The sequence below is a fragment of the Alkalihalobacillus sp. CinArs1 genome (assembly GCF_947387515.1).
GTDB lineage: Bacteria > Bacillota > Bacilli > Bacillales > Guptibacillaceae > Guptibacillus.
Genome location: NZ_CANDOB010000008.1, coordinates 1 through 24,292 on the forward strand (window position 1 = coordinate 1; position 24,292 = coordinate 24,292).

24 protein-coding genes and 2 tRNA genes are annotated in these 24,292 nt (G+C 41.7%); all 26 read right to left on the reverse strand.

Features of this window, described 5'->3' with window-relative positions; all coding sequences use genetic code 11:
• Nucleotides 1-309 precede the first annotated feature (309 nt).
• The 26 genes from lysS to PFZ69_RS20225 all read right to left on the reverse strand — a co-directional run bounded on the left by lysS (nucleotide 310) and on the right by PFZ69_RS20225 (nucleotide 24,263).
• Nucleotides 310-1,803, reverse strand: a complete 1,494-nt coding sequence (lysS, locus tag PFZ69_RS20105; protein ID WP_270182881.1) for a lysine--tRNA ligase — start codon at nucleotides 1,801-1,803, stop codon at nucleotides 310-312.
• A gap of 234 nt (nucleotides 1,804-2,037) precedes the next feature.
• Nucleotides 2,038-2,256: a helix-turn-helix domain-containing protein gene (locus tag PFZ69_RS20110; RefSeq protein ID WP_270182882.1), complete on the reverse strand. Its 219-nt coding sequence runs from the start codon at nucleotides 2,254-2,256 to the stop codon at nucleotides 2,038-2,040.
• Nucleotides 2,208-2,732 carry a 2-amino-4-hydroxy-6-hydroxymethyldihydropteridine diphosphokinase gene (folK, locus tag PFZ69_RS20115; RefSeq protein ID WP_270182883.1) on the reverse strand — a complete coding sequence of 175 codons (525 nt, stop codon included), beginning with the start codon at nucleotides 2,730-2,732 and terminating at the stop codon, nucleotides 2,208-2,210. Before folK ends, PFZ69_RS20110 begins: the two co-directional genes overlap by 49 nt.
• Complete coding sequence (folB, locus tag PFZ69_RS20120; protein WP_270182884.1) at nucleotides 2,725-3,090, reverse strand: dihydroneopterin aldolase; 366 nt, start codon at nucleotides 3,088-3,090, stop codon at nucleotides 2,725-2,727. Before folB ends, folK begins: the two co-directional genes overlap by 8 nt.
• A 12-nt stretch (nucleotides 3,091-3,102) precedes the next feature.
• On the reverse strand, nucleotides 3,103-3,930 hold the full coding sequence (gene folP, locus PFZ69_RS20125; RefSeq protein WP_270182926.1) for a dihydropteroate synthase: 828 nt from the start codon (nucleotides 3,928-3,930) through the stop codon (nucleotides 3,103-3,105).
• A gap of 64 nt (nucleotides 3,931-3,994) precedes the next feature.
• Complete coding sequence (gene pabC / locus PFZ69_RS20130) at nucleotides 3,995-4,855, reverse strand: aminodeoxychorismate lyase (protein ID WP_270182885.1); 861 nt, start codon at nucleotides 4,853-4,855, stop codon at nucleotides 3,995-3,997.
• Nucleotides 4,846-5,430, reverse strand: a complete 585-nt coding sequence (gene pabA, locus PFZ69_RS20135) for an aminodeoxychorismate/anthranilate synthase component II (protein ID WP_270182886.1) — start codon at nucleotides 5,428-5,430, stop codon at nucleotides 4,846-4,848. The genes pabC and pabA overlap by 10 nt, the downstream gene beginning before the upstream one ends.
• Nucleotides 5,427-6,845, reverse strand: coding sequence for an aminodeoxychorismate synthase, component I (gene pabB / locus PFZ69_RS20140; protein ID WP_270182927.1), 1,419 nt, complete (start codon nucleotides 6,843-6,845; stop codon nucleotides 5,427-5,429). Before pabB ends, pabA begins: the two co-directional genes overlap by 4 nt.
• A 228-nt stretch (nucleotides 6,846-7,073) precedes the next feature.
• Nucleotides 7,074-7,997, reverse strand: coding sequence for a cysteine synthase A (cysK, locus tag PFZ69_RS20145; protein ID WP_270182887.1), 924 nt, complete (start codon nucleotides 7,995-7,997; stop codon nucleotides 7,074-7,076).
• An 87-nt stretch (nucleotides 7,998-8,084) separates the two neighbouring features.
• A complete protein-coding gene (gene hslO / locus PFZ69_RS20150; protein ID WP_270182888.1) occupies nucleotides 8,085-8,966 on the reverse strand; it encodes an Hsp33 family molecular chaperone HslO in 882 nt (293 codons plus the stop codon).
• 181 nt (nucleotides 8,967-9,147) lie between these two features.
• Nucleotides 9,148-9,933: a type III pantothenate kinase gene (locus tag PFZ69_RS20155; protein ID WP_270182889.1), complete on the reverse strand. Its 786-nt coding sequence runs from the start codon at nucleotides 9,931-9,933 to the stop codon at nucleotides 9,148-9,150.
• Between the two features lie 153 nt (nucleotides 9,934-10,086).
• Nucleotides 10,087-12,015: an ATP-dependent zinc metalloprotease FtsH gene (gene ftsH / locus PFZ69_RS20160; protein ID WP_270182890.1), complete on the reverse strand. Its 1,929-nt coding sequence runs from the start codon at nucleotides 12,013-12,015 to the stop codon at nucleotides 10,087-10,089.
• Nucleotides 12,016-12,085: 70 nt separating this feature from the next.
• Complete coding sequence (gene hpt, locus PFZ69_RS20165; protein ID WP_270182891.1) at nucleotides 12,086-12,625, reverse strand: hypoxanthine phosphoribosyltransferase; 540 nt, start codon at nucleotides 12,623-12,625, stop codon at nucleotides 12,086-12,088.
• Entirely contained in the window at nucleotides 12,619-14,016 is a 1,398-nt protein-coding gene (tilS, locus tag PFZ69_RS20170; protein WP_270182892.1) for a tRNA lysidine(34) synthetase TilS, read from the reverse strand. The genes hpt and tilS overlap by 7 nt, the downstream gene beginning before the upstream one ends.
• 66 nt (nucleotides 14,017-14,082) lie before the next feature.
• On the reverse strand, nucleotides 14,083-15,051 hold the full coding sequence (locus tag PFZ69_RS20175) for a serine/threonine protein kinase (RefSeq protein ID WP_270182893.1): 969 nt from the start codon (nucleotides 15,049-15,051) through the stop codon (nucleotides 14,083-14,085).
• A complete protein-coding gene (locus tag PFZ69_RS20180; RefSeq protein ID WP_270182894.1) occupies nucleotides 15,020-15,754 on the reverse strand; it encodes a VWA domain-containing protein in 735 nt (244 codons plus the stop codon). The genes PFZ69_RS20175 and PFZ69_RS20180 overlap by 32 nt, the downstream gene beginning before the upstream one ends.
• A 75-nt stretch (nucleotides 15,755-15,829) precedes the next feature.
• The gene (spoIIE, locus tag PFZ69_RS20185; RefSeq protein ID WP_270182895.1) at nucleotides 15,830-18,289 is read right to left on the reverse strand and encodes a stage II sporulation protein E; all 2,460 of its coding nucleotides are present in this window, start codon (nucleotides 18,287-18,289) and stop codon (nucleotides 15,830-15,832) included.
• 388 nt (nucleotides 18,290-18,677) lie between these two features.
• Nucleotides 18,678-18,752: transfer RNA gene (locus PFZ69_RS20190), tRNA-Glu, on the reverse strand.
• Nucleotides 18,753-18,763: 11 nt separating this feature from the next.
• Nucleotides 18,764-18,840, reverse strand: a tRNA-Met gene (locus tag PFZ69_RS20195).
• Between the two features lie 154 nt (nucleotides 18,841-18,994).
• Nucleotides 18,995-19,447, reverse strand: coding sequence for a S1 domain-containing RNA-binding protein (locus PFZ69_RS20200; RefSeq protein ID WP_270182896.1), 453 nt, complete (start codon nucleotides 19,445-19,447; stop codon nucleotides 18,995-18,997).
• A 75-nt stretch (nucleotides 19,448-19,522) separates the two neighbouring features.
• Nucleotides 19,523-19,906, reverse strand: a complete 384-nt coding sequence (locus PFZ69_RS20205) for an FtsB family cell division protein (RefSeq protein WP_270182897.1) — start codon at nucleotides 19,904-19,906, stop codon at nucleotides 19,523-19,525.
• A 12-nt stretch (nucleotides 19,907-19,918) separates the two neighbouring features.
• Entirely contained in the window at nucleotides 19,919-20,509 is a 591-nt protein-coding gene (gene yabQ / locus PFZ69_RS21055; protein ID WP_442865234.1) for a spore cortex biosynthesis protein YabQ, read from the reverse strand.
• Entirely contained in the window at nucleotides 20,506-20,814 is a 309-nt protein-coding gene (gene yabP / locus PFZ69_RS20210; protein ID WP_224885451.1) for a sporulation protein YabP, read from the reverse strand. Before yabP ends, yabQ begins: the two co-directional genes overlap by 4 nt.
• 126 nt (nucleotides 20,815-20,940) lie before the next feature.
• Complete coding sequence (locus PFZ69_RS20215) at nucleotides 20,941-21,201, reverse strand: RNA-binding S4 domain-containing protein (protein ID WP_270182898.1); 261 nt, start codon at nucleotides 21,199-21,201, stop codon at nucleotides 20,941-20,943.
• A 13-nt stretch (nucleotides 21,202-21,214) separates the two neighbouring features.
• Nucleotides 21,215-22,675, reverse strand: coding sequence for a nucleoside triphosphate pyrophosphohydrolase (mazG, locus tag PFZ69_RS20220; protein WP_270182899.1), 1,461 nt, complete (start codon nucleotides 22,673-22,675; stop codon nucleotides 21,215-21,217).
• Between the two features lie 4 nt (nucleotides 22,676-22,679).
• On the reverse strand, nucleotides 22,680-24,263 hold the full coding sequence (locus tag PFZ69_RS20225) for a putative polysaccharide biosynthesis protein (protein WP_270182900.1): 1,584 nt from the start codon (nucleotides 24,261-24,263) through the stop codon (nucleotides 22,680-22,682).
• Between the last annotated feature and the right edge of the window lie 29 nt (nucleotides 24,264-24,292).

The window sequence follows — 24,292 nt, forward strand, 5'->3', positions numbered from 1 at the left end:
TCCTGAGCCAGGATCAAACTCTCCGATAGAAAAGTTCAATCTAGCTTTAAAACAATGTTTGTTTCCGTAGAAACAATATCTTGCATGGCGTTTCGTTCAGTTTTCAAAGATCGATTTGTTTCTTTCAATGTCGTTTTCAGCGACTTTATTAATGTAACACATTAACTTGTCCGAAGTCAACATCTTTTTTGTTTTTTTATTTCGTGTGTTGCCGTGTTTTTAACGGCGAGTATTAATATACCATGTACTCCAAAGTAGCGCAATGGTTTTTCGTAAAAAATAATAAAAAGAAGCCCGAAGGCTTCTTTTCTATCGTTCCGTATTTCTCATTTGTGGGAATAGCAGTACGTCGCGGATAGATGGAGAATTCGTTAATAGCATAACGAGGCGATCAATACCGATTCCAAGTCCACCTGTTGGAGGAAGACCATATTCTAATGCTTCAATGAAATCATGATCCATCATGTGAGCTTCATCGTTACCTTGTTCACGTTCAACAAGTTGAGCTTCGAATCGCTCTCTTTGATCGATCGGGTCATTAAGCTCGGTAAATGCATTTGCGTGCTCGCGAGCTACGATGAATAGTTCAAAGCGATCCGTAAAGCGAGGGTCCTCTGGATTCTTTTTAGCCAATGGAGAAATGGCAACTGGATGTCCATATACAAACGTTGGTTGTATCAATGTTTCTTCAACTTTTTGTTCAAAGAATTCATTAACAACGTGTCCGAATTCCATTGTCTCTTTGACTTCGACGCCATGTTCTTTCGCAAGAGCACGAGCTTCTTCATCAGTCATTTCCTTCCAGAAGTCTACTCCAGTCGCTTCTTTTACCGCATCTACCATATGAAGTCTCTTCCATTCAGGCTCTAAGTTGATTTCTTGGTCACCATACGTAATCGTAGTTGAACCAGTCACATCTTTTGCGATATGAGCGATTAAATTCTCTGTTAGAGACATCACATCTTTATAGTCAGCGTATGCTTCATAAAGTTCAAGCATTGTGAATTCTGGATTATGACGTGTAGATACACCTTCATTTCTAAATACGCGACCTACTTCGTATACTTTTTCAAGTCCACCGACAATAAGGCGTTTTAGATGAAGTTCAATCGCAATACGCATATAAAGCTCCATATCAAGAGCATTGTGATGAGTAACGAATGGACGGGCTGAAGCTCCACCTGGAATAGAATGCATCATCGGTGTTTCTACTTCAAGAAAGCCTTGGTCATCTAAATAACGTCGCATGGATTGAATGATGCGGCTTCGAGAGATGAACGTTTCTTTCGATTCAGGGCTCATGATGAGATCCAAGTAACGTTGGCGATAACGTTGTTCAACATCTTTAAGACCATGGAACTTATCTGGGAGTGGACGAAGGGACTTAGATAACAAGTGAAGATCGCTTACTTTAATAGAAAGCTCTCCTACTTTCGTTTTAAAAGCTACTCCCGTAACTCCGACAATGTCTCCAATGTCCATCGAGTCGAATAAGTCATACTGCTCTTCGCCAACAGTATCTTTACGAATATACATCTGGATTTGACCTGTAAGGTCCTGCATATGTGCAAATCCAGCTTTTCCTTTTCCACGCTTCGTCATGATTCTACCTGCAAGAGAAACCGTCTTCTCTGTTTCGGCAAGCTCTTCCTTTGAGAAGGAATCAAACTCCTCAACCATTTGTGTTGCTGTATGAGTACGATCAAAACGATGACCGAACGGATCTATGTTGTTACTTTTAAGTGTATCGAGCTTTTCTCTTCTTACACGAAGAAGATCATTTAGTTCTAGCTCCTGACTCATCACTATCACTCCTGTCAAATCTAGGTTTATCCCGCTATAACTTTATCTGAAAGCAGCATGAATAGCAAGTATTCACGGCATGGTTTTCATTGACAAATGCGCCGGGTGTGTCGCTCATTATAAGAAGAAAACTGCCAGTCAACGATCCTGGCAGTTGGTTTAATCATAGGTGTAGTATAAAAAATGGTAGTTAGAAAGTCAAACTACAGATTTATAATTTCAATGTGTCTTCATTTATTTCCTTAACTGGTCTATTGGGAATAGTTCTTCAAGAGAAACATTAAGTTGTTTCGCGACATGCAGCAAAAAGTCATATGATGGCGCCCTGTTTCCCCGCTCTATCTCTCCAAGGACGGACACTGAGACACCTAAGTCTCTTGCTAATCTTTCTTGAGTAAAACCTTTCAGCTTTCGAAAAGCTCGAATACGCCTCCCGTAGATCTCTGCTTCCATAGACGTACACCTTCTTTGTCTTCTATATGATCAATATACGACTCTATTCGTTTATTCGTAGTAGGTATGACTGCTTCAGGATTTAGTTCATGTAATGGGATGATAACAAATCCTCTTTGAATAAGTCGTGGATGTGGAATAACAAGGCCTTCAGCTACAATGTTTTCGTGATTATAAAGTAATATGTCAAGGTCTATCGTTCTCGGCCCCCAACGTATATCCCTTTCTCTACCCAAAGTTTGTTCGATTCCCTGTAGGATTTCAAGTACTTGAAAAGCGTTCATATCTGTTTGTAGAAGTGCGACCATATTTAAAAATGCAGCTTGTTCCGTTACTCCTACAGGCTCAGTTTCGTATAGCGACGAGACGTCTGCAACAGTGATATCTGGATACTCTTCAATTCTCTCAAGCGCAGTCTTTATATAATTTTCGCGATCTCCAATATTGGAACCAATCCCAACATATACGCTATTCATTACGTTCCCTCTTCATCTCGATCGCAACTGAATCATAGTGTCCATTGATAGGAGGATCCGGTTTAATTACCTTCACTGTACAGACCTTCACAATTTCAAACGCTTCGAACATTGCTTTTGGAATTTCTTCTGCGATTGTTTCGACTAACTTTCTAGGCTCACCCTCAACGATTTCTTTAATGGTATTGTACGCATCTGCGTAATTCACCGTATAGTTAAGATCATCGGACGCACTCGCTTTAGAGAGGTCCGCTTCCAATACAAGATCTACATAGAATCGTTGACCTAACTTGTTTTCTTCAGGGAAAACACCATGGTAACCATAAAACTCCATTCCGTTCAGGTGAATCTTATCCATCCAACCACGCTCCTAGTTAGTGATGATATCTTGTTTTAGCATTGCGTCCATCATTTTTGCCATTCGAACGATCGGTTTCACATCATGAACGCGAACGATTTGACACCCACGCTCAATGCCGAGGCACACTGTTGCTCCCGTACCTTCTACACGATCATTCGCTTGTGTGTTCAATGTTTTTGCTATAAGTGACTTTCTAGAAGTTCCTAATAATACGGGATATCCTAATGCTGAGAACTCGTCCAACCTGCGCATAACCTCGAGGTTTTGTTCATATGTTTTTGCGAAGCCGATGCCTGGATCTAAGATGATGTTACGATCAAGTACGCCTGCACGTTTTACAATGGCGATGCTTTCCTCGATATCCACTTTGATATCTTCCATAATATCATCATAGTTTGTACCTAGGCGATTATGCATTAAGATAATAGGCACCTCATGCTTTGCAGCAACTTGCCCCATCAGCGGGTCAGCTTTTGCACCCCAAACATCGTTGATGATATCCGCTCCTGCTAATACGGCCTGATCAGCTACTTCCGCTTTGTACGTATCGATTGAGATCGGAACGTCAACTGCTGCACGTACTGCTTTGATCACAGGGATAACCCGCTCAAGTTCTTCTTCGAGAGAAACAGGAACAGCTCCAGGCCGTGTAGACTCACCACCGATATCAATGATGTCAGCACCTTCCTGCACAAGCTGCACAGCATGTTCCACCGCTCTGTCACGCGTATCATACTTCCCCCCATCAGAAAATGAATCAGGGGTTGCATTCAAAATCCCCATGACCCAGGTTTTCTTGTTCCAGTCGATTACTTTGTCCCGCCACTCCATTATCATCGGGTGGTTTGTTTGCTTTTTGATTACCGTAGCCACCAAGCTCACTCCTTTTTATTGCATAAAATCATCTCGTTACATCTTTGCTGCTGAATAACGAAGTGCGGTCTTTCTCATAGTGCAGGATAAGCTTGCTGGTAACAGTACCATTTTTACCTGGCATAGAGACACGATCTACGCTTCGCAATGGGACAATTTCCTGAATAGAGTTCGTTACGAATACTTCATCCGCGTCGAGTAAGCACTCTTTCTTATAGTACCCTTCTTCAACAGAGATACGTAGCTTTTCTGCAGTACGGATCACATATTGACGAGTGATCCCGTTAAGAATGCCTGTCCCTAAAGAGGGAGTAAAAAGGGTATCTCCTTTTACCCAGAATAAGTTTGAAACGATCCCTTCTGCTACATAACCTTCTTCTGTTAAAAAAATCCCTTCAGTTTTTGGATCATTTCCAATCTCTCTTTTGGCGAGTATGTTATTCAGATAATGATGTGACTTTAATCTATAGTTTCCTTCGGGTGTGTTTCTTCTTAATGATAAAAGTGTCCCGTCCTTTTCATTTCGAACAGGAGCACCAAGCGACTTAACATAGATGATCCGTGTAGGTGATTGATAAGGTTCAGTCTGCAGCCCTATATTCCCTGCACCTGCTGAAACATTAAGACGAATGTAACCATCTCTCATATTGTTTGCTGCAAGGGTTCGCTTCACCTCATGCAGCAAATCATCTGAATTCGTTTCAAGCTCAATCTGCAGTTCTTCTAATGACGCTTGCAGGCGATCGATATGATCGTTGAACAAAAAGGGGTGACCGTCATAGGTGCGGAATGTTTCAAATACACCTAATCCATATAAAAAACCATGGTCGTATGCCGATATCACAGCGTCCTCTTCACGCATCAGTTCGCCATTTACGTTTATATACATAGCTCGTTTTTATGTGTATCGATAAAGTTTTTTAGAAGCGTTTTGCCTACTGCTGTCATAATAGACTCAGGATGAAATTGAACCCCTTCTACTGCAAGCTCCTTATGGCGAATAGCCATAATTTCTCCTTCTTCTGTCCAAGCACTTACCTCAAAGCATTCAGGAAGTGTCTCTTTCTTCACGATTAAAGAGTGGTACCTAGTAGCGGTGAATGGATTCTCCATTCCTTTAAAAACACTTCTTCCATCGTGATGCATTTCAGATGTCTTCCCGTGCATCAACCGCTCAGCTTTCACAACATCTCCACCGAATACTTGCGCGATTGATTGATGGCCAAGACAAACGCCAAAGATCGGAATCTTGCCAGCAAAATGCCTAACAGCATCCATGCTGATCCCAGCTTCATTTGGACTGCACGGTCCAGGGGAAATCATGAGGAATGAAGGGTTCATGCTTTCAATTTCGTCGATTGTGACCTCATCGTTCCTCTTAACGACAAGCTCCTCCCCCATCTCACCAAGGTACTGTACTAAGTTATACGTAAATGAATCGTAGTTATCAATCATTAATATCATACTTTATTCCTCCTCTGCTCAACTCTTCTAGGCTCTTCACTCAACTCTTTGGCTTTCCAAAGGGCTCTAGCTTTCTTTAACGATTCCTTATACTCTGCTTCTGGATCGGAATCGATTACGATTCCAGCACCAGCTTGGACGTGGGCAAAACCATCTTTGATCACCATCGTCCGGATGGCGATGTTTAATTCCATATCGCCATTAAATCCTATCCATCCGATAGACCCAGTGTATATGCCACGGCGAACAGGCTCAAGTTCCTCGATTATTTCCATCGTCCTGATCTTTGGAGCACCTGTGATCGTGCCTCCGGGAAACGTCGCTTTGATCGCATCGAAAGCATCGTATTCAGGAGCGCAAACTCCTCGGACATTCGAAACAATATGCTGAACATGAGAATACTTTTCGATCACCATGAACTCGTCTACTTCTACGGATCCGTATCGGCATACTCTGCCAAGATCGTTACGCTCTAAGTCTACAAGCATAACGTGCTCTGCACGTTCCTTTTCATTTTCGATCAGCGTTCTAGCGAGCTGTTGATCTTGTGCATCATTTTTACCACGTGATCGTGTACCAGCTATTGGTCGAGTACTGAGCTCGCTGCCTTTCTTCTTTACCAAAAGCTCTGGTGATGCACTTACAAGATCGAATCGCTCTGAGTGAATGAACGACATATAAGGTGAAGGATTCAACGTTCTTAACGTTTCGTATACATGAAGGGGCTCTGCATGCAGCGTCCTCGTTTCTCTAAGAGAAAGATTCACTTGAAATACGTCTCCACTTGAGATATATTCTTGCACTTTTTTAACTGCTGACCCAAATGAGTCCTCATCCATTGAGAAGTGACGTTCATCTTCTTTCGTTGTACTAATTGAATGATGTGTTGTAGTCACACTAGCCTCGAGCCATTCATTCTTGTACTGCTTCAATCGGGCACGAGCAATTTCTGACTTGCTTTCTTCTACTTGAGAAATAAACCACAGCACTTGCTCTTCATGATCATAAACTCCAACATCTTCATAGACAATAAACGATAATTCAGGCAGTCCTAAGTCGTCTTCAGCATGATGTGGAAGTTCTTCAATCTGACGGGCAATATCGTAACTTAAGAAGCCCATCGCTCCCCCCTGAAAGTCTGGGAGCCGATCATCTGTTTCCGCTACATGTTGTTGCATGTAATCGCGCATTAAATCGAGCAAGTTCCCTTCAAGCTTTCTTGTTATACCATTCTCAGTTATTGAAAGGGTACGTTCCTTACCTTCTAGACTAGCCATCGGCAGGATGCCGAACATGCTATAGCGGCCTCCTCTTGTGCTATCTAAAAGGGTGTGTTCAGAAAGGTCGGATACAAACCGTTTATATTTTGAAAACCATTCATCTCCTGATAAATGTAGCGTTTCAAATATTGGAATGCGGGTTGTTTTTTCTTGGTGTTGCGCCACTATCGTTACACCCCTATTCGGAAGTATCAACACTTCCTTCGGATTATGCCTCTATTTTACATGAAGACGAAAAATCCTTCATCCTTTTTGTATAGAGTTTGTTCTCCATCTATTCAGTAGGATAACCGCACACGATCCCTCTCATGAAAATTTTTTATAGAAAAAAGCAGCCCGAAAAGGACTGCCTGTTATTGACTGTTATTCATCATCGAATTGAAAAAGCGGGGTGCTTAAGTAGCGCTCACCGTTACTTGGAATAACTGCGAGTACTTTCTTACCTTTCCCTAGCTTTTTAGCAACTTCAAGTGCAGCGTATATTGCAGCACCTGAAGAGATGCCTCCAAGAACACCTTCTTCTCTTGCAGCCTTTCTTGCCCATTCGAACGCTTGCTCATTCTCCACTTGAATCACTTCATCGTAAATATTCGTGTCTAGGATCGATGGTACAAACCCAGCTCCAATTCCTTGAATTTTATGCGGACCAGGCTTACCTCCTGATAAAATCGGTGAATCCGTCGGTTCAACTGCGTATAACTTAATTGAAGGGAAGTGTTTCTTTAACACCTCTCCAGCACCAGTAATTGTCCCACCAGTTCCAATACCTGCTATGAAAGCATCGAGATCATCAAATTGGTCTACAATTTCTTTACCTGTCGTACGACGGTGTATTTCTGGATTCGCTACGTTTTGGAACTGCTGAGGCATAAAGTAGCCATGTTCTTTAGACAGTTCTTCAGCTTTACGAATCGCGCCGCCCATTCCTTCAGACCCAGGGGTCAATACGAGTTTTGCGCCATAAGCTTTTAAAAGATTTCGGCGTTCCATACTCATTGTATCAGGCATAACAAGAACGGCTTGATACCCTTTTGCTGCAGCTACCATAGCAAGACCGATACCAGTATTTCCACTTGTAGGTTCTACAAACGTGTCACCTGGTTTAAGTTCACCTTTCTCTTCGCCAGCTTCAAGCATAGCTAATGCGATTCGATCTTTGACACTGCTTCCCGGGTTCATAAATTCTAGCTTCAAGTATACATCTGCATGATCTTCTCCAGTTAGACGGTTTAGCTTAACGATTGGAGTTTGACCGATTAATTCTGTAATTGAATTTGCAACTCTCATCTCTTTCGCCTCCCAATCCCAAGTGATTTTATAGGAATAATTTCCTTAAAGATAGCATCAAGGGGAAAAAGCGTCAATCCAAAACCCTTAAACCTTACTTTCTGCAGATAATTCTTCTAGCTCTTCCTTAGAAAAGTGATAGTGAGCGTTACAGAAATGACAAACCGTTTCTGCTTCGCCATCGTCTTCGATCATTTTATTGATCTCTTCTTTACCAAGCCCTATAATTCCATTCGCAAAACGTTCTTTCGAACAACTGCATTCGAATGAGACAGGCATTTTATCTAAAATTTTTATATTATCTTCACCTAACAGTTCCGCGAGGATTTCTTCAGGTGTATAACCCTTCTCAATTAATTTTGAGATAGGAGGAATGTTTTGAATGCGCTTCTCGATGAATTTGATCGTTTCTTCTGCAGCATCAGGCAGAAGTTGAATCATAAAGCCTCCAGCTGCAAGGATTGAATTATCAGGATTCACCAATACGCCAACACCAACAGAAGAAGGAACTTGCTCTGATGTTACAAGATAGTACGTGAAGTCTTCTCCAAGTTCACCAGATACGATTGGAACTTGACCAGTAAACTTATCGCGCATACCAATATCCTTAACGACTGATAGGAAACCGTCACGACCGACTGCACTTGCTACGTCCAATTTGCCGTGCTCGTTTAAATCAAAGTGCACATGAGGATTGCTCACGTATGCACGCGTGTTTCCCTGTGCATTAGCATCGACGATAATTGCGCCGATCGGTCCGCCACCTTCTATTTTAACAGTGATTTTTTCTTTTCCTTTTAATGAGGAAGCCATCATTGTTGAAGCGGTCATTGCGCGCCCCATTGCAGCAGATGCAGTTGGCCATGTCGTATGACGCCTCTGTGCTTCTGCAACCATTTCTGTACTTGATATCGCATAAGCTCTAACATTCCCATCGAACGCTAGTGCTTTAATTAAATAATCATTCATTTCGTTTGAATCTCCTTTCAAATGAGCATATGCCCACTTACAACATACATGATTTTAATCAGAACTTCCATTATGGAAACCTGCGTGCTCTTCACTATTTTATTTAAACTCCCCTTGCTTAGTACCATCTATGCTATCTTATGTGCCTTTTACAAAGTAAAGCAATTGAAAAACGCATCCCTTAGCGGTATGCGTTTAATTCTTCTTTATTCTTATTATAGATTAGATGTAAACCGTTTAACGTTAAAAACGGATCTACCACATCTATTAGGTCACACTCTTCAGCAATCAGCGATGCAAGACCTCCAGTTGCGATAACAGTCGGCTCTTTCGTCGCATGTTTCTTCATTCTCGATACGATCCCCTCTACCTGACCTACATATCCATAAAGTGTACCGCTTTGCATTGCACTAACGGTATTCTTTCCGACGATGTGGTCTGGTTTTGCAATCTCGATACGAGGAAGCTTTGCTGCATGCATATATAATGCTTCAGTAGAAATGTTAATACCCGGCGCGATGGCACCACCAACGTATTGTTTATTTTCATTGATGTAGCAATACGTAGTCGCCGTTCCGAAATCAACGATGATCAGGGGTGATCCATATTGATGAATCCCAGCTACCGCATTTACAATACGATCTGCACCAACTTCTTTTGGATTATCATATTTTATGTTCAACCCTGTTTTAATCCCAGGCCCAATAACTAATGGTTTATGATGAAAATACTTCTGGCACATTCGTTCCAGAGCGAACATTATTGGAGGTACGACTGAAGAGATAATGATCCCTTCTATATCATCAAAAGTTAGATCCTCATGAGAGAATAGCCCCTTAATGACCATTGCATATTCGTCTTCCGTTTGCTTTTTGCTCGTTCCGATTCTCCAATGATGCGTTAGTTCATCACCTTCGTATACACCGAGAACGATGTTCGTGTTTCCTACATCAAGCACAAGTATCATATTATCACCTTATTTAAATATTTAGCTTTGGTCATGCTCTCTATAGTTATACCACAGATTGACCGTAAACACGAAGCACTTTTTGGAAAGCGCTTACCAGGTTTAACGCATAAAATAAAGCAGGATGCCTGAACGACATCCTGCTTTTATGACTTACTCTGAATCTTCTTCTTCAGAATCTTTCTCTTCTTTTTTAGAAATGTTTACTTTCACGTCATCGTCTGAACTTGTAGCATGATGACCTTCAGGTAATTTTCCGTCTTCAACAAGAGAGCGAATCTGTTCTGCATCTAGCGTTTCAACTTCTTTAAGCGTTTCTGCCACTAGATTAAGCTTATCCTGGTTGTCAGTAAGAATCTGACGACAGCGATCATAAGCGTCTTTGATGATCTTCTGAATCTCAAGATCGATTTCATGTGCGATCGAATCACTGTAGTTAGGATCGTTCTGGATATCACGACCAAGGAAGACATTGCCGCCCTGGCTTGAACCAAATTGCATCGGTCCAAGTTTTTCGCTCATTCCGTATTCCGTCACCATACTACGAGCGATAGCCGTTGCGCGTTGGAAGTCATTACTTGCTCCGGTACTTGCTTCACCGAAAGTAATTTCCTCTGCTACACGACCGCCAAGTAGGCCGATGATCTTATCTTCTAGCTCAGGCTTCGTCATGAGATAACGATCTTCTTTAGGAAGCGTTACGGCATAACCACCAGCCTGGCCACGTGGTACGATTGTTACTTTATGAACGATGTCTGCATTATCGAGCTCGGTACCAATAATGGTATGACCAGCTTCGTGGTATGCAACGATGTTCTTTTCTTTCTCAGAGATGACACGACTCTTCTTAGCTGGACCAGCAATGACACGGTCAGTAGCTTCATCGATGTCATTCATGTCGATTTTCTTTTTGTCATGACGAGCGGCAACAAGTGCAGCTTCGTTCAGCAAGTTCTCTAGGTCTGCACCAGAGAAACCAGGTGTACGCATCGCAATTGTCTTAAGGTCGATCTCATCGCTTAGAGGCTTATTACGGGCATGTACCCCAAGGATTTGTTCACGACCATTAACATCGGGACGGTTAACCGGAATTTGACGGTCAAAACGTCCAGGACGTAGTAACGCCGGGTCAAGAATATCAGGACGGTTCGTAGCTGCAACGATGATGATTCCTTCGTTTGCACTGAAGCCATCCATTTCTACTAGTAGCTGGTTAAGTGTTTGTTCACGCTCATCGTGTCCGCCACCTAGACCTGCACCACGCTGACGACCTACAGCATCGATTTCATCGATGAAGATGATACAAGGAGCATTCTTCTTTGCATTCTCGAATAGGTCACGTACACGTGATGCACCGACACCTACGAACATCTCAACGAAATCTGAACCAGAGATCGAGAAGAACGGCACTCCTGCTTCACCTGCTACTGCACGTGCAAGCAACGTTTTACCAGTACCTGGAGGTCCAACGAGAAGAACACCTTTTGGAATTCTAGCTCCAACTGCTGCGAACTTACGAGGGTCTTTAAGGAATTCTACGACCTCAACAAGCTCTTGTTTCTCTTCGTCAGCTCCTGCTACGTCTTTAAATGTTACTTTCTTCTTTTCTTCACTATAAAGCTTTGCTTTACTCTTACCAAAGTTCATGACACGGCCACCGCCGCCTTGAGCTTGGTTAAGTAAGAAGAAGAATAGAATAAAGATGATTACAAATGGAATGATGGATGTGAAGAAAGTGATCCAGCCGCTTTGCTCCGGAGCCTTTTCAACAGTAACATCCGTGTTTTCACCTGCAGCAGATAAGATGTTCTCCACTGCATTCTCAGAATCTGGTACGTTCGTTACAAAGGTGTTTTCTTCACCTTCTTCAGTCTCACCAGTTAGTGTACCTTGAACAGTGTAAACGCCACGTTCAGGTTGTATCGTTAATTCTTGAATTTCACCATTACTAAGTTTCGATTGAAATTCGCCGTAATTTAAAACATTCGTTTCGTTGGTGGATCCGTTAAAAAAGCTAACAACACCTACTACGACGAGGAAAATCAATAAATAAAATATTGTATTTCGGAAGATACGATTCATTCCTTACCTCCTCCCACGAACAGGAAACCATAGATTATCTTACCATATTGGCACATTGAACTACAACAAATCAACCTTGATACATTTCGGGTTTAAGAATACCGATGAACGGAAGGTTTCGATACCTTTCAGCGAAGTCTAGGCCGTACCCTACTACAAATTCATCTGGTACGATGAATCCGGCAACATCTGGTTTAAGATCGACCTTTCTGCCTGTTGGCTTATCCAACAGCGTTACGATTTTAATCGATTTAGCTTTTCGATATTTCAGCAGGTCAACTAGGTAGCTCAAAGTCAAACCACTGTCGATAATATCTTCGAGAATCAGTACGTCTCGTCCTTCTACCGAAGTATCAAGATCCTTAATAATCTTAACTTCTCCTGAAGATACAGTTGAATTGCCGTAGCTTGAGACATCCATAAAGTCCATTTCAAGATGGCACGTAATACGCTTCGTTAGATCTCCCATAAAAGGCAGCGCACCTTTTAGCACACCAATTACTAGTGGAAAACGATCTTCGTACTCATCTGAAAGCTGTTTACCCAGCTCGCGGCATTTCTCTTGTATTTCTTCCTCACTGATCAATGTTTCTTGTATTTCATTTAGCATCTGTGATCCTGTCCTCCCAGCCTATGTAGATAATTTTTTTCGTAGTGCAGATGCACGAGCTTTTTCCTTTTTGCAGGTAGTGTAACTTTTTCAGAACGGGTCAGTCCTGCTACCCAGATAATCGTTCCATCTGAACTTTCCACGATGGGCCAACTATCACGCTCTGAACGGTTTATTTTACGGTCAATAAAAATATCCTTTACCTTTTTCGTTCCAATCATGCCTTTTGGCTGAATTCGATCACCCGCTCTTCTTGAACGTACGGTGACTGGGAACATAGTACTCTCAATGATTAAATCCTCGCCTGATAAATTTAGAGGTAGCTCATCCACTAATGTAGCTGTAATAGTCCCTAGAGGTGTTTCAACCGAACCGGGACTATCCAACTGCTTTGTATACGACTCTACTTCCCTAAAGGTTTCAAATGTAAAACAACAGGTGTCATAGGATTTTACTGCCCTTAATTCCAATGGCAAATCAAGGGAAGCTGAAGGATGCTCAGAATCGAGCAAAGACCGCAAATCCTCAATATGTATAGAAGAAAAAGGAGCATTGCTTTTGTAAAGATAGTTTAATATTAGATGAATCACTCTTCTTTGTAAAGGAATAGGCAAGTAATGATAGGACTTGTTATCGATCTTCACAATTTTGTCATTTTGATCGATGATTACTTCGTCCAAACGGCTGCCTGCAAGCTCCATCAAATAGTCTTCATCGCTCTGCATACGTTCGCTATAAAGTTGATATCTCACGTGGACGTTTGGGTTTTCTTCCTTTAGAAATGGGAGAACTTGCTTTCTAAACCGATTTCTCATGTAATTGTCGCTCTCATTCGAAGGATCAATACGAAATGGAAGTGAATGTTCTTCACAGTACGAAAGAATCTGCTCTTTTGTCACCCCTAATAAAGGACGAATAAGAAGACCACTAGCAAATTTCCGTTTGACTGCGATGCCAGAAAGCCCAGAAATACTTCCGTGCACTTGCCTCATCAACATCGTCTCGATTTGATCATCCCCGTGATGCGCGAGCGCTAAACTTGTTGCATTGTATTTATTCATCACTTGATGGAAAAAGTCATAACGGCACTCTCTTGCAGCGACCTGGGTAGAAACACCCTTTTCCTTTTTATATTTTTCCACATCGATGGAAGCTGACTCAAATTGTATCCCCTCTCTTTCGCACATACGTTTTACAAAAGAAAGGTCTTCAGCGGATTCAGCGCCTCGTAGCTTATGATCGACATGAGCCGCGATGAGCTTAAGTCCTAACTTATTTAGATAATGAAGAAGTGCTACAGAGTCAGGACCTCCAGAAACGCCTGCAACAACAACATCACCTTCATGTAGTAAGTCATGCTTTTGGATAAATCGGTCAACATCCTGCTGCAAAATCACGTCTTCCTTTCTTGCTGGGTATTTACAGATTAAATTAGTCTATTCTCTACTTCCTTGTGTTTAGAACCCATACCCAACTAAGTATAAAGTATAGAGAGTTAGAATAAAAGCAAACAACAGCACCGTTTCTACCCACCTGATCCTTTTATTCTTCGCTTTAACCGTTCGTTTTCTTGCGGTCACCCTTGAAGTTGCTTTAACCTTTGGTGCCGCCTTAGGTTTATCATCCTGCAGGAGTGTAAAAAGTTCGTTCCTCATCTCTAACGCATTTTGATACTTGCCTTTTAACGCTTTTCTAAGAATCGATTTGTATGGTTTGAGAATAGAGGATGCATCGACCTTACTCATTAAGTATGCCTCTGCATTCTCCTTAGGACGTTCAAAGCGCTTTGGGTATGCAGCATTTATTACGACCATCGCTGTTGCAAAAAGATCGTAAGAAGGCTCTGCTACTCTCGATCCTAATCCCCAATACCCACGATCAAAGAATTCCGTGAACTCTTTTACGGACCTACCGATCACTGTCGTTCCTCCAACATCTAACCACCTCATCTTTGGAGGTGCTCCTTCTACTAGAAGATTATCTGGTTTGAGATCCCCAAACACCCAGCCTTCTCTGTGTAACACGGACAAGTCCCTAAGCAGCTGTAACATGAGGATTCCGAGCCACTCTTTTCCTCTCCGCTGTATAAACGAGAAAAGCGGCTCTCCGTGAATGTACTCCATCACGTAAAAAGGATATCGCTTTCCACCCACTTCCCAATCGTCCATCTCATAGAAAAACGGCCCAAGAACGGATCCCTGGACCTGCGATAACTGTTTAAGAACGTTCACCTCAGAAGAAATCGACATGGTATCATTACCCACTTTAACAGCTACATGGCCCTTTCGAGAGTTTGCTAGATAGACTGTACCGAGCGCTCCGCTGCCGAGTTTTTTTTCAATTTGGTAACTCTCTTTGTTCCACTTGCCTCTTATCGTTGTTCCATAAGAAACATTAACTGCCTGACTCTTCGATGTATCCGTCATCTTCTAGCAGTCCTCTCTTTGAGCGCTTTTTCTGATATGCATCGATCGCTTCTTTCAATGCAGGCCCCGTCGGCGTTACGCCTCCAGATGATAGTTTCGGGAAGACCTTATGAATGTCTTTCATTTGTGGCGTCCAATCCATTAGCTGTTCGACTTGTTTCTTCCGACCTGGAAATGCATACAGGGTATATTCATTTTGACCAATTCTCGAATGGAGACTAATAGAAAGATCGAGCAAGGCATCTTCGACCGTAGGCAGTTTATGCTGCATACTAGCGCTTGTGTCGATTAGAATCAACACTTCTAAGTCCATCGTTTCCCCCAAATCATCCACTACCTCTACCACCTGACCCCTTTTTTCAGGCGGCAAATCTTCTATCTCTTTATCACTACCTAAAATCGTTTGTAACTCTTTATGAATAAAGCCTTGAATCGTCTGTGTCATTGCTTTTCTAGTAACCATCTGTACAGTGTGCGATAGTTGGCGCGCATAAACCAACTGGTGAATACCCCCGCCTGATAAAGCGATGTTCTCGATCTCCTTTAAGCCTCCGTTTGTCCGCTCATTCTCATCGAGCACTCCAATAACATTGACTGTCATACCGTATTCTCTTGCAAGCGCAGCCATCGCTACCGGATCTTCTCCCTGATTGGAGCATCCGTCCGTGATCAACAAAATCTGTCTCAGCGTTCCTTTTTTCATCTCGTCCTACTCCCTCCTTTTGCTGTTACAAGCATCGCCTTTAGGAGGGAAGTTTATACATCAGTGATCACCTCATCACTGTGCTTTCTTCTTTCTGAAAGAAGGTGCTGAATAGATAGGGATTGTAGACCACTTCGGTATGTTACGCTTTACCTTTGCTACGACGACAGTCATATCATCATCGATTCTACCGTATTCCGTACGGATCACTTCTTCCATGATCAGGTCGGCAACTTCTTGAGGCTTATCCGTGTTTAGCTCTCTGATCTTACGCTTCATCCAGAACTCTGGGTTTTCAATATTCTTGACTCCCTCATAAATTCCATCGCTCATCATGATTAAAAGATCTCCCGCCTTCAGTTGCTCACTGACGACTTCCACATCAAACTCTGGAATAATTCCCATCGGTAGATTTGCAGATTCCACCATCATCACTCGATCACCACGTTTGATAAAGCTTGGTATCGATCCGATCTTTAAAAACTTCGCTGAAGCATCTTGCAAATCTACCATTGCAAGGTCAAGGGTAGAAAAGATCTCATCCGTATTTCTTAAAGATAGTACCGAGTTAACTGATTTAATCGCTACCGTTTCATCGATACCAGAGTGAAGAATTTTTTGGAGAAGCTGAATCGTTTCTGTGCTTTCTTTATGTGCCCGCTCACCATTCCCCATTCCATCGCTTATCGCGATCGCATACTTTCCAGCTCCAAGCTCAATTGTGGAATGGCTATCTCCAGAAATCCATGCACCACCTTTCGCAGCATTTGCAACGCCGGTTTCAACAAGGAATTCTCTTGCAGATCCAAAATAAAGATGACACGTTTGATGTTCATGTTCGGCACACACTTCTTTTTTTACGATAATATTTTCTTTTAAAATATCAGAAAGCATCGGAGCTATGACTTTTTCTCCCTCACCGCGCCCTCCACACGCTGGGATTTTCATTTCGATGTCAACATTACCCTCCTCAAGACTATAGATTTCAACCTGCCCTACCTCAAGACCCATGCTTTGAATTGCATCTATGATTTGGTCCTCTTGTTGATGCAAGTTATCTCTTTCTTTTTGTATTTCTTTTGCAAAGTCTCCCATCACTTGTGAGACCCCTAGCAATTGATCTGCTACTATTTTTCTGCTTTCACGAACTTGTTTTTTTAGCATCCGATTCGCTTGATAATGACTCATTTCTTTTCCAATAATATCGATTACTTTATTGGCTTTAATGCAATGTTGGTCAAAATCACGTTTTAAACTATGGTTATTTAGCTCAGTCGTATGTTCAAGCTCTTCCATGATGTTCGTCATGTGAGAGTACGTTGTATCGAAATCCCTTGCCCAACACGTCTCCTTCTTAAAACATGTCTGACACGTTTTCTCAGTTACATGACTTAAGAAGTAGTCTACTTCTCGCTCCGACTGTTCTTCAGGCACTGTATCTGAGTCAGAGAAACTCGTAGACAACGCTTGAAACAAGCTTGAAAACTGTTCGACCCTACTAGCGGTAACATCCCTTACTTTTCTAAGATATTGTTGTTGTTCATTCGCATGCTCAACGGTGCCAGGAATGTATTTAGATAACTGTGATGTAATTCGAGAAGGGGTACAGAAGAAAAGAAGTACCGCGATGCCAGACTCTATCAAATTAGGATACAACAGCTCCGGACCACTACCGTAAAGTGCAATTAATAGTGTTCCAATAAGGAGCCCCAAACCAACTCCAATTTTCCTTCCATCCTTCAGAAGTCCACCTAGTAACCCTGAAAAAGCTAGCATACTCATTTGATAGAGGCTGGCGACATTTGCGAGCGCAAGAATCAAACCTGTTACAACTCCAACCGTTGATCCAATGGCTGCGCCGCCCACATAAGCAAATATCAATACAAGATAGCGAGATAATATATTTTCAATCGAGAACCCGTATACTACCCACCCGATCGTACCGGTTAACATCGTAGCAAGAAGAATGATAAAACTGATGATTTCTTCATTCTTTAACGCCTGGGTTCTTTTCTTAACTGAAATAACGGGAATGCTTTGGATGAAGATGATGGTCAAGATCATTCCTAAAGCACCTTCTACAACGGCCAATATCCAATTTGTATTCGCGAGAGTGCCTTCCATAATTAAGCTAAGTATAAGCCTTCCTACCATACTCGTTATGAAAACTAAAACAGGCAGTGTTTTTATAAGCGATAGCGATGAAAGTTTGATAAAACGATTGATGAGAAGGAAGAATAAGATTCCAATCATGATAAAACCTGTATTCTCGAGGTTCGAGGTTGAAACGGCACCAGCTAGTAAAGCCATGATAATCATGACCGTTCTTTCTTTTTTCAAAAAGAATACCGCTCCAAAAAAAGGAAGCGCAAATGGTGTAACCTGCGTAAGGATCACTGCTCGTCCAAGAAGAAAGCCGATTGCAAACAATAAAAGACCTCTTTGGAACAATAATAGTTCAAGTTTTTCTTTTAACCCTTGAACCCACTTACCTACCTTTGATCTCGATCGTTCCAAAACCAGTTCGCTTTGCATTCCCACACCTGCTTTCATGATTCATATTTTATTTCCGAACATTACAAGTGAGTTTGTGTAATCCATTAAATCACAGGGCATATTCACTTTTTGTCAAAAAAAGAAGCCGAAACGAATAAAAGTTCTCGACTTCTTCGTGTGAAGCTTGTCAATCAAATGTAGACACAGGAAGAAATCTGTAAACACTTGGAAGCAGCGTCCATGCACCCAAACCACAATAAATGAAGTGGGACAAAGACTAATTTGGATTTTTTCATAGAAAAGACTAACGGGGATAAAAAAGTCGAAAAGAAGTGAGAAAAGAGGATAAAAAACACAAAAAACCCTGCATTAATTTCTTAATGCAGGGTATATTTATTAGTTTAGATTAATTTAAGTATTTAAAATATGGTGACCCGTACGGGATTCGAACCCGTGTTACCGCCGTGAAAGGGCGGTGTCTTAACCGCTTGACCAACGGGCCAAAGATAAAAATGGTAGCGGCGGAGGGGATCGAACCCCCGACCTCACGGGTATGAACCGTACGCTCTAGCCAGCTGAGCTACACCGCCATATTATCTGTGGCTTTTATAAGCACAAGATATATAATACATGCCTAGAAAGTATGTGTCAACTAGTTTTTTAAATATCTTTTGTATAAAAAAACAGACGTGCCTTTGCACGTCTGTTTAGGTTGTTACACATATATTTAGTAGACAACAAGGTCTAGCCGCGTCGAGCTCCACGCCCACCTCGTTTAGACTCAGTTTGTTTTTTCAAGGTTGAAAGGCGATCTTCGCTGTCTTTAAGGAATTTACTCATCTTATCCTCAAACGATTCTACCTGCGGGCGTCCGCCTCCGCGCGGTTTTCCTTTGAAACCACCGCCGCCGGGTCTTCCTCCACCAGGTCTGCCACTACTACGTGGGCGTTCTGATACAGGTCGATCTTTTGCCTTCTTGATCGATAATCCAATCTTACCGTCGTTTTCAACTTGAATTACCTTAACTTCAACCTGGTCACCTACTGATAGAAAATCATTGATATCTTTGACATAATTGTCTGCGACTTCACTGATGTGAACGAGACCTGTCTTTCCATCTGGCAGCTCAACAAATGCGCCAAAATTAGTAATACCTGTTACCTTTCCCTGTAGCTTGCTGCCTACTTCGATTGCCATTTTAAAAAAAGCTCCTCCTTAAAATCTTTAAAAGATCAGTCGTATTTTAATTATACCTCTTTCCAAAACAACGTGTCAATTTGATGAAGAAGGAAGCTTGAATATTGTCTCGCCGGGTTTTGACATCGAATAATCTCTTCTTGCTAATTCACCTATATAATCCAGATTATTGAGTTTTTTAATCTCTTCCTTCAAATATTTTTCTTGTTGTTCGAGTTTAACTAATTCTTCTTCTGCCTGCTTTTGCTGTATTTGTTTTTCCTTGATCGTTGCAGCTTGTGAAGTGAATACGGAGATAAATAGAATAGTTAGGACTAAAGCAGGTACCGCGAATGCTATAAGGCGGCGAATAAGACCTCTACGTCTACGCTCTTTGACTTTATCTTGTAGCTGTTTTTCCTTATGATAATCCGAGTGTACCTCTGTTACTTTAGGCTTCCGCTTATTCGCAGTAACCAAGCTCTTCCCTCCTCACTTTCTGAATTTCATTAACCAGTTTTTTATGTAGTTCTTTATTGTATCGGCAATTCCTGCTGTTTTTATTAGCCTAGCTCGAATTGACCGAGGAATCAATTTCCATAACAACAAAAAACTCCACTTAACCGGTACCCAAAAGAGCTTGATAATAAACCAAAAAATGGTTGTAATCATACTAATTAACATCATACATAAGCTCAATAGAAGTTTCAATATAAACAATACTGGGCGATAGACGAGATTCGTAAATAAAGACTTAACGACATTAGCGACGTTCACCGTTATAATAATCATTCGTTCTAATGAATTGCGGTATAGCTGTTGAAATAATGCACGGTATGCTGCGTACCCACACAATAACGCTAAAAACACATATAATCGCAACGTTCCTTCGTTCACTATAAACAATACATAAAAGGTCAATAATCCTTGCAGCAACCAAAAAACCACATCATTGAGATAAAGCCATAGACTTTTACTCTTCCTTGGATGAAGAAAACGGCTATAGGTATCCATGGCTATTCCCAGCCACACCCCCATAGCCACCATGGCAACCATTGTATAGAATTGAACGGTAAGCGTCATTTGAATAACTTGCTAAAGAACCCTTTAGCTTTATCCCCTTCATGGTGATCCAGGTAGCTGAGATCAAAAATCTTGCCTTCAATCGAAACACGCCCTTGCTCAACATTGAGATTTTTCATCTTGAGGTGCTGCCCTCTGATCGCAAGAAATCCCATCGAAGTTTCGAGAAGAAATTCCTCATTATCAAAACTATCTACATGTTTAACCCCCGTGATCTCAAGTGATTTACGGGCTTTCATAACAAGATCATGATCAGGTGTACTCGCTGAATTTTCGTAAGAGCCATACTCATAGTAATTATCCATCGCTCTCCCCCTCTTCTCGATACATTACTATGAGTAGAAAAGATGTTTTAGAACAAGCTGTATCACTCTGATCATGACAGTATTAATCTCATTTTTTCACAATAAAAAAAGGCCGTTCTCGACCTTTTATTCCCCTGCAGCTTCTTCTTTTAAAATCGTGAACATGTTTCCTGCTTCGTCTTTCTTTGTCGTCTCTTTCAATTCATCTACTCGAGCAGTTACCTTTTTATGTCCAAACGAAATAACAAGCTCGTCTCCAGGTTTTACATTCGTTCCAGCTTTCGCTTTGTTTCCGTTCACTTCAATTCTGCCTTTGTCGCAGATTTCTTTTGCGATCGAACGACGTTTGATCAATCTAGATACTTTTAGAAATTTATCTAATCTCATCGTTATCTCCCCTTTATTTAATTCCTTTGGTTTTGGCTTCTTCCCAATAACGATCAAGCACTTCTAGCGCTAAATCTTCAATCTTCTCGTTATTCTCTTCTACACACTTCTCAATGTATTGAAATCGTTTTTCAAATTTATGATTCGTTCGATGAACGGCTACTTCAGGATCTATCTTATAAAATCGTGCGAGGTTTACTATGGCAAAAAGCAAATCGCCAAGTTCTTCTTCACGCAACTCGTGCGTTCGATGAGTCACCGCATCATGAAACTCGTCTAACTCCTCTTTGACCTTGTCCCAAATCGGTTCAGCTTCATCCCAGTCAAATCCAACTTTTGCTGCAGCCTTCTGAAGTTCTGAAGCTCGCATTAAGCCTGTCAGACCTTTTGTTATTCCATCTAACTTTGAAGGCATCGATTCTTTTTCTTGTGCCTTCACGCTGTTCCAAAGACCTGCAACTTCTTCTGCAGTGTGAGCTTTTTCTTCACCAAACACGTGAGGGTGTCTTCTGATAAGCTTTTCATTTAGATAATAAATAACATCATCAACTGAGAACATTCCCTCATCTTCACCGATTTGAGCATGCAGCATGACTTGCAGCAGTACATCTCCTAATTCTTCAGCTAAATGATCGACATCTCCAGAATCGATCGCTTCAATTACTTCATACGATTCTTCTAATAAGTATTTCTTTAGTGACTCATGCGTTTGCTTTTTATCCCAAGGACATCCTTCAGGACCACGTAATGTTGCAACGACTTGTCTTAACCATGAAAAATCGCGATATAACAGTGCTTCTTCTTGCACAGGCGGTACATAAACGGCTGTTAAATTATTCACTTCCACTGTTCGATCGAGTTCAAACAAAGGAACAGAGGTCACCTTCTCTTCTTTACTACCTGCAGCTTGCAGAACAGTTACCTCGTAGTCATCAGGAAGCAATTCCATCAGGGTTAACTTCACGTTTGATGCTGTAAATTGATCATAGACTTGAACAAAGATCAAATGATTCCTCACCTGTACTTCATTTCGCGTGAAACGCGTTGCATCAAGGATTTGGCATCCCTCGATCGGATCGATGCGCACTGCAGTGAACAATGCATCAAGAAAGCTTTGTCCTCCCGCAACTTCTACATCGATACCTTGGTCCACACTTTCATTCAATAATAATTGTACAGTCGCTTCAGCCATCATCGGATGACCAGGCACTGCATAAACGAGTGAACCCTTCTTAGCTTCAGCCCACAGGTTATCTACTATCGTACGGTACGTTTCTTCAAAGGATTCATTTCCTTCATATATATGATCGAAGCCATGTATTTCTAACCCTTCATTCATCAGTTCCTGAATGACTGGATGATCTAACGTTCTTGCGTAGACTCTTTCGGCTGATTGTAACGTACGGTAGCTTCCAATCGAAAGCTGATCGAAATCACCAGCACCTGTGCCTATGATTGTAATTTTATTATTCATACCTTTAGGCTCCTTTACTGAATTTCTGTTGTAGAGAAATGAGCTTCTCTCCCTTTGGGAACTGGAGTAATTCTGCTTTTGTAAACACTCGAATCCAGATAACAGTAAGACTTAAAACGATCACTCCGATCGTTGCCCCAGATAGTGCAGTAATGCTTGAAAGTAGTCGGGAGTCACTAGAAGGCATAATGAAACACAGCAAACCTACTGCACCGCTCATCACTGCAAGAGCAAAAAGGAACCGCCAAAAGCGAAACGCATATGTCTCTAATCCAACTTGAGCATGCACCGTTCTAGTAGCTAAAGCGGCAACTACAAAAAAGCCTAATACACTTGATAATGCAGCACCATTTATCCCGATCACAGGAACGAGAACAACATTCCCTAACCCTTTTATCATCACACCAATGATCGTATACCTAGCAGCTAATCGTTCTTGACCGAGCCCCTGCAGAATGCCTGCTGCAGTCATAGCAATCGCACCGAATAAGATGGCACCTGTTAAAATGCTTAATGTCACCGAGAGCGAATCATCTGTAAATAACATCGTGTTTGTTTCTCTCATGATAAGTGCAAGGCCAACAGATGCAGAAGCACCTGTTACGAAGCTGATTTTTAGTGCAAGGCCTGTTTTTTCCCTAATCAGCTGAAGGTTTTCTTGAGAAACAGCTTTTACGATAACAGGGACGATCGATAAAGAAAGTGATGTTGCTAAAACGGTTCCTACTTGTATCAGCGGCTGTCCTCTATCGAATATTCCTTTTGTTTCTTTTGCATGATAAGCACTCAACCCGTATTCTCCTAAAGCGGGAACGATCGTTAATGCATCCATTAATTGAAAAAGGACCATGATCAACACGCTAACACAAATCAATGTACCTTCTGATAAGAGTCTGCGGCCAACGTAGACTAATTGAGCGATATTGATCGATACCGACTTTCTATTCGGTTGTTTTAGCCTAAGTACTACAAGAAGGAAGAGCGCTGATAATCCTCCGATTAAAGAGCCTATAGCGGCACCTGTCCCAGTAGCATACGCGTTATAACCATTCATCACTAACGTAATGGAGATCACAAGAATGGCTGCTACTCGGACGGATTGCTCTGTTACTTGAGACCAGGCTGTCGGCAGTACATTTTCATTGCCTTGAAAATAGCCTCTAATCGATGCGATTCCCGGCATCAATAGAAAGGAAAACGAAGTCGCTTTAAGAGGAACGGTAAGGTCACTGTCTCCCATTAATCCTGCTAGTAAAGGCGCGCCATAGAAAAGAAAGATAAACCCTAGTCCTCCAAACACGACGAGTGTAATAAAGCTGTACCGAGAGATTTCTTCTGCTTTCTCATACTCGTTATTGGCTACCTTCTCGGACACCAGCTTTGACACGATGACCGGAAATCCATATGTAGCTAGAATAATCGTAATCGAATAAAAGGGATAAATTTGCTGGTAGACGTAAAAGCCAATGTCTCCTGCAATATTTTGATAAGGAATTCGATACCCGACGCTCAACACCTTCATAAAGAGTGCTACAGCAGTTAACAAAAAAGCGCCGTGCCAAAAACCTTTTACACTACTTGTATTCATATTCACCGCCATGCTTACAACTTCTTAAT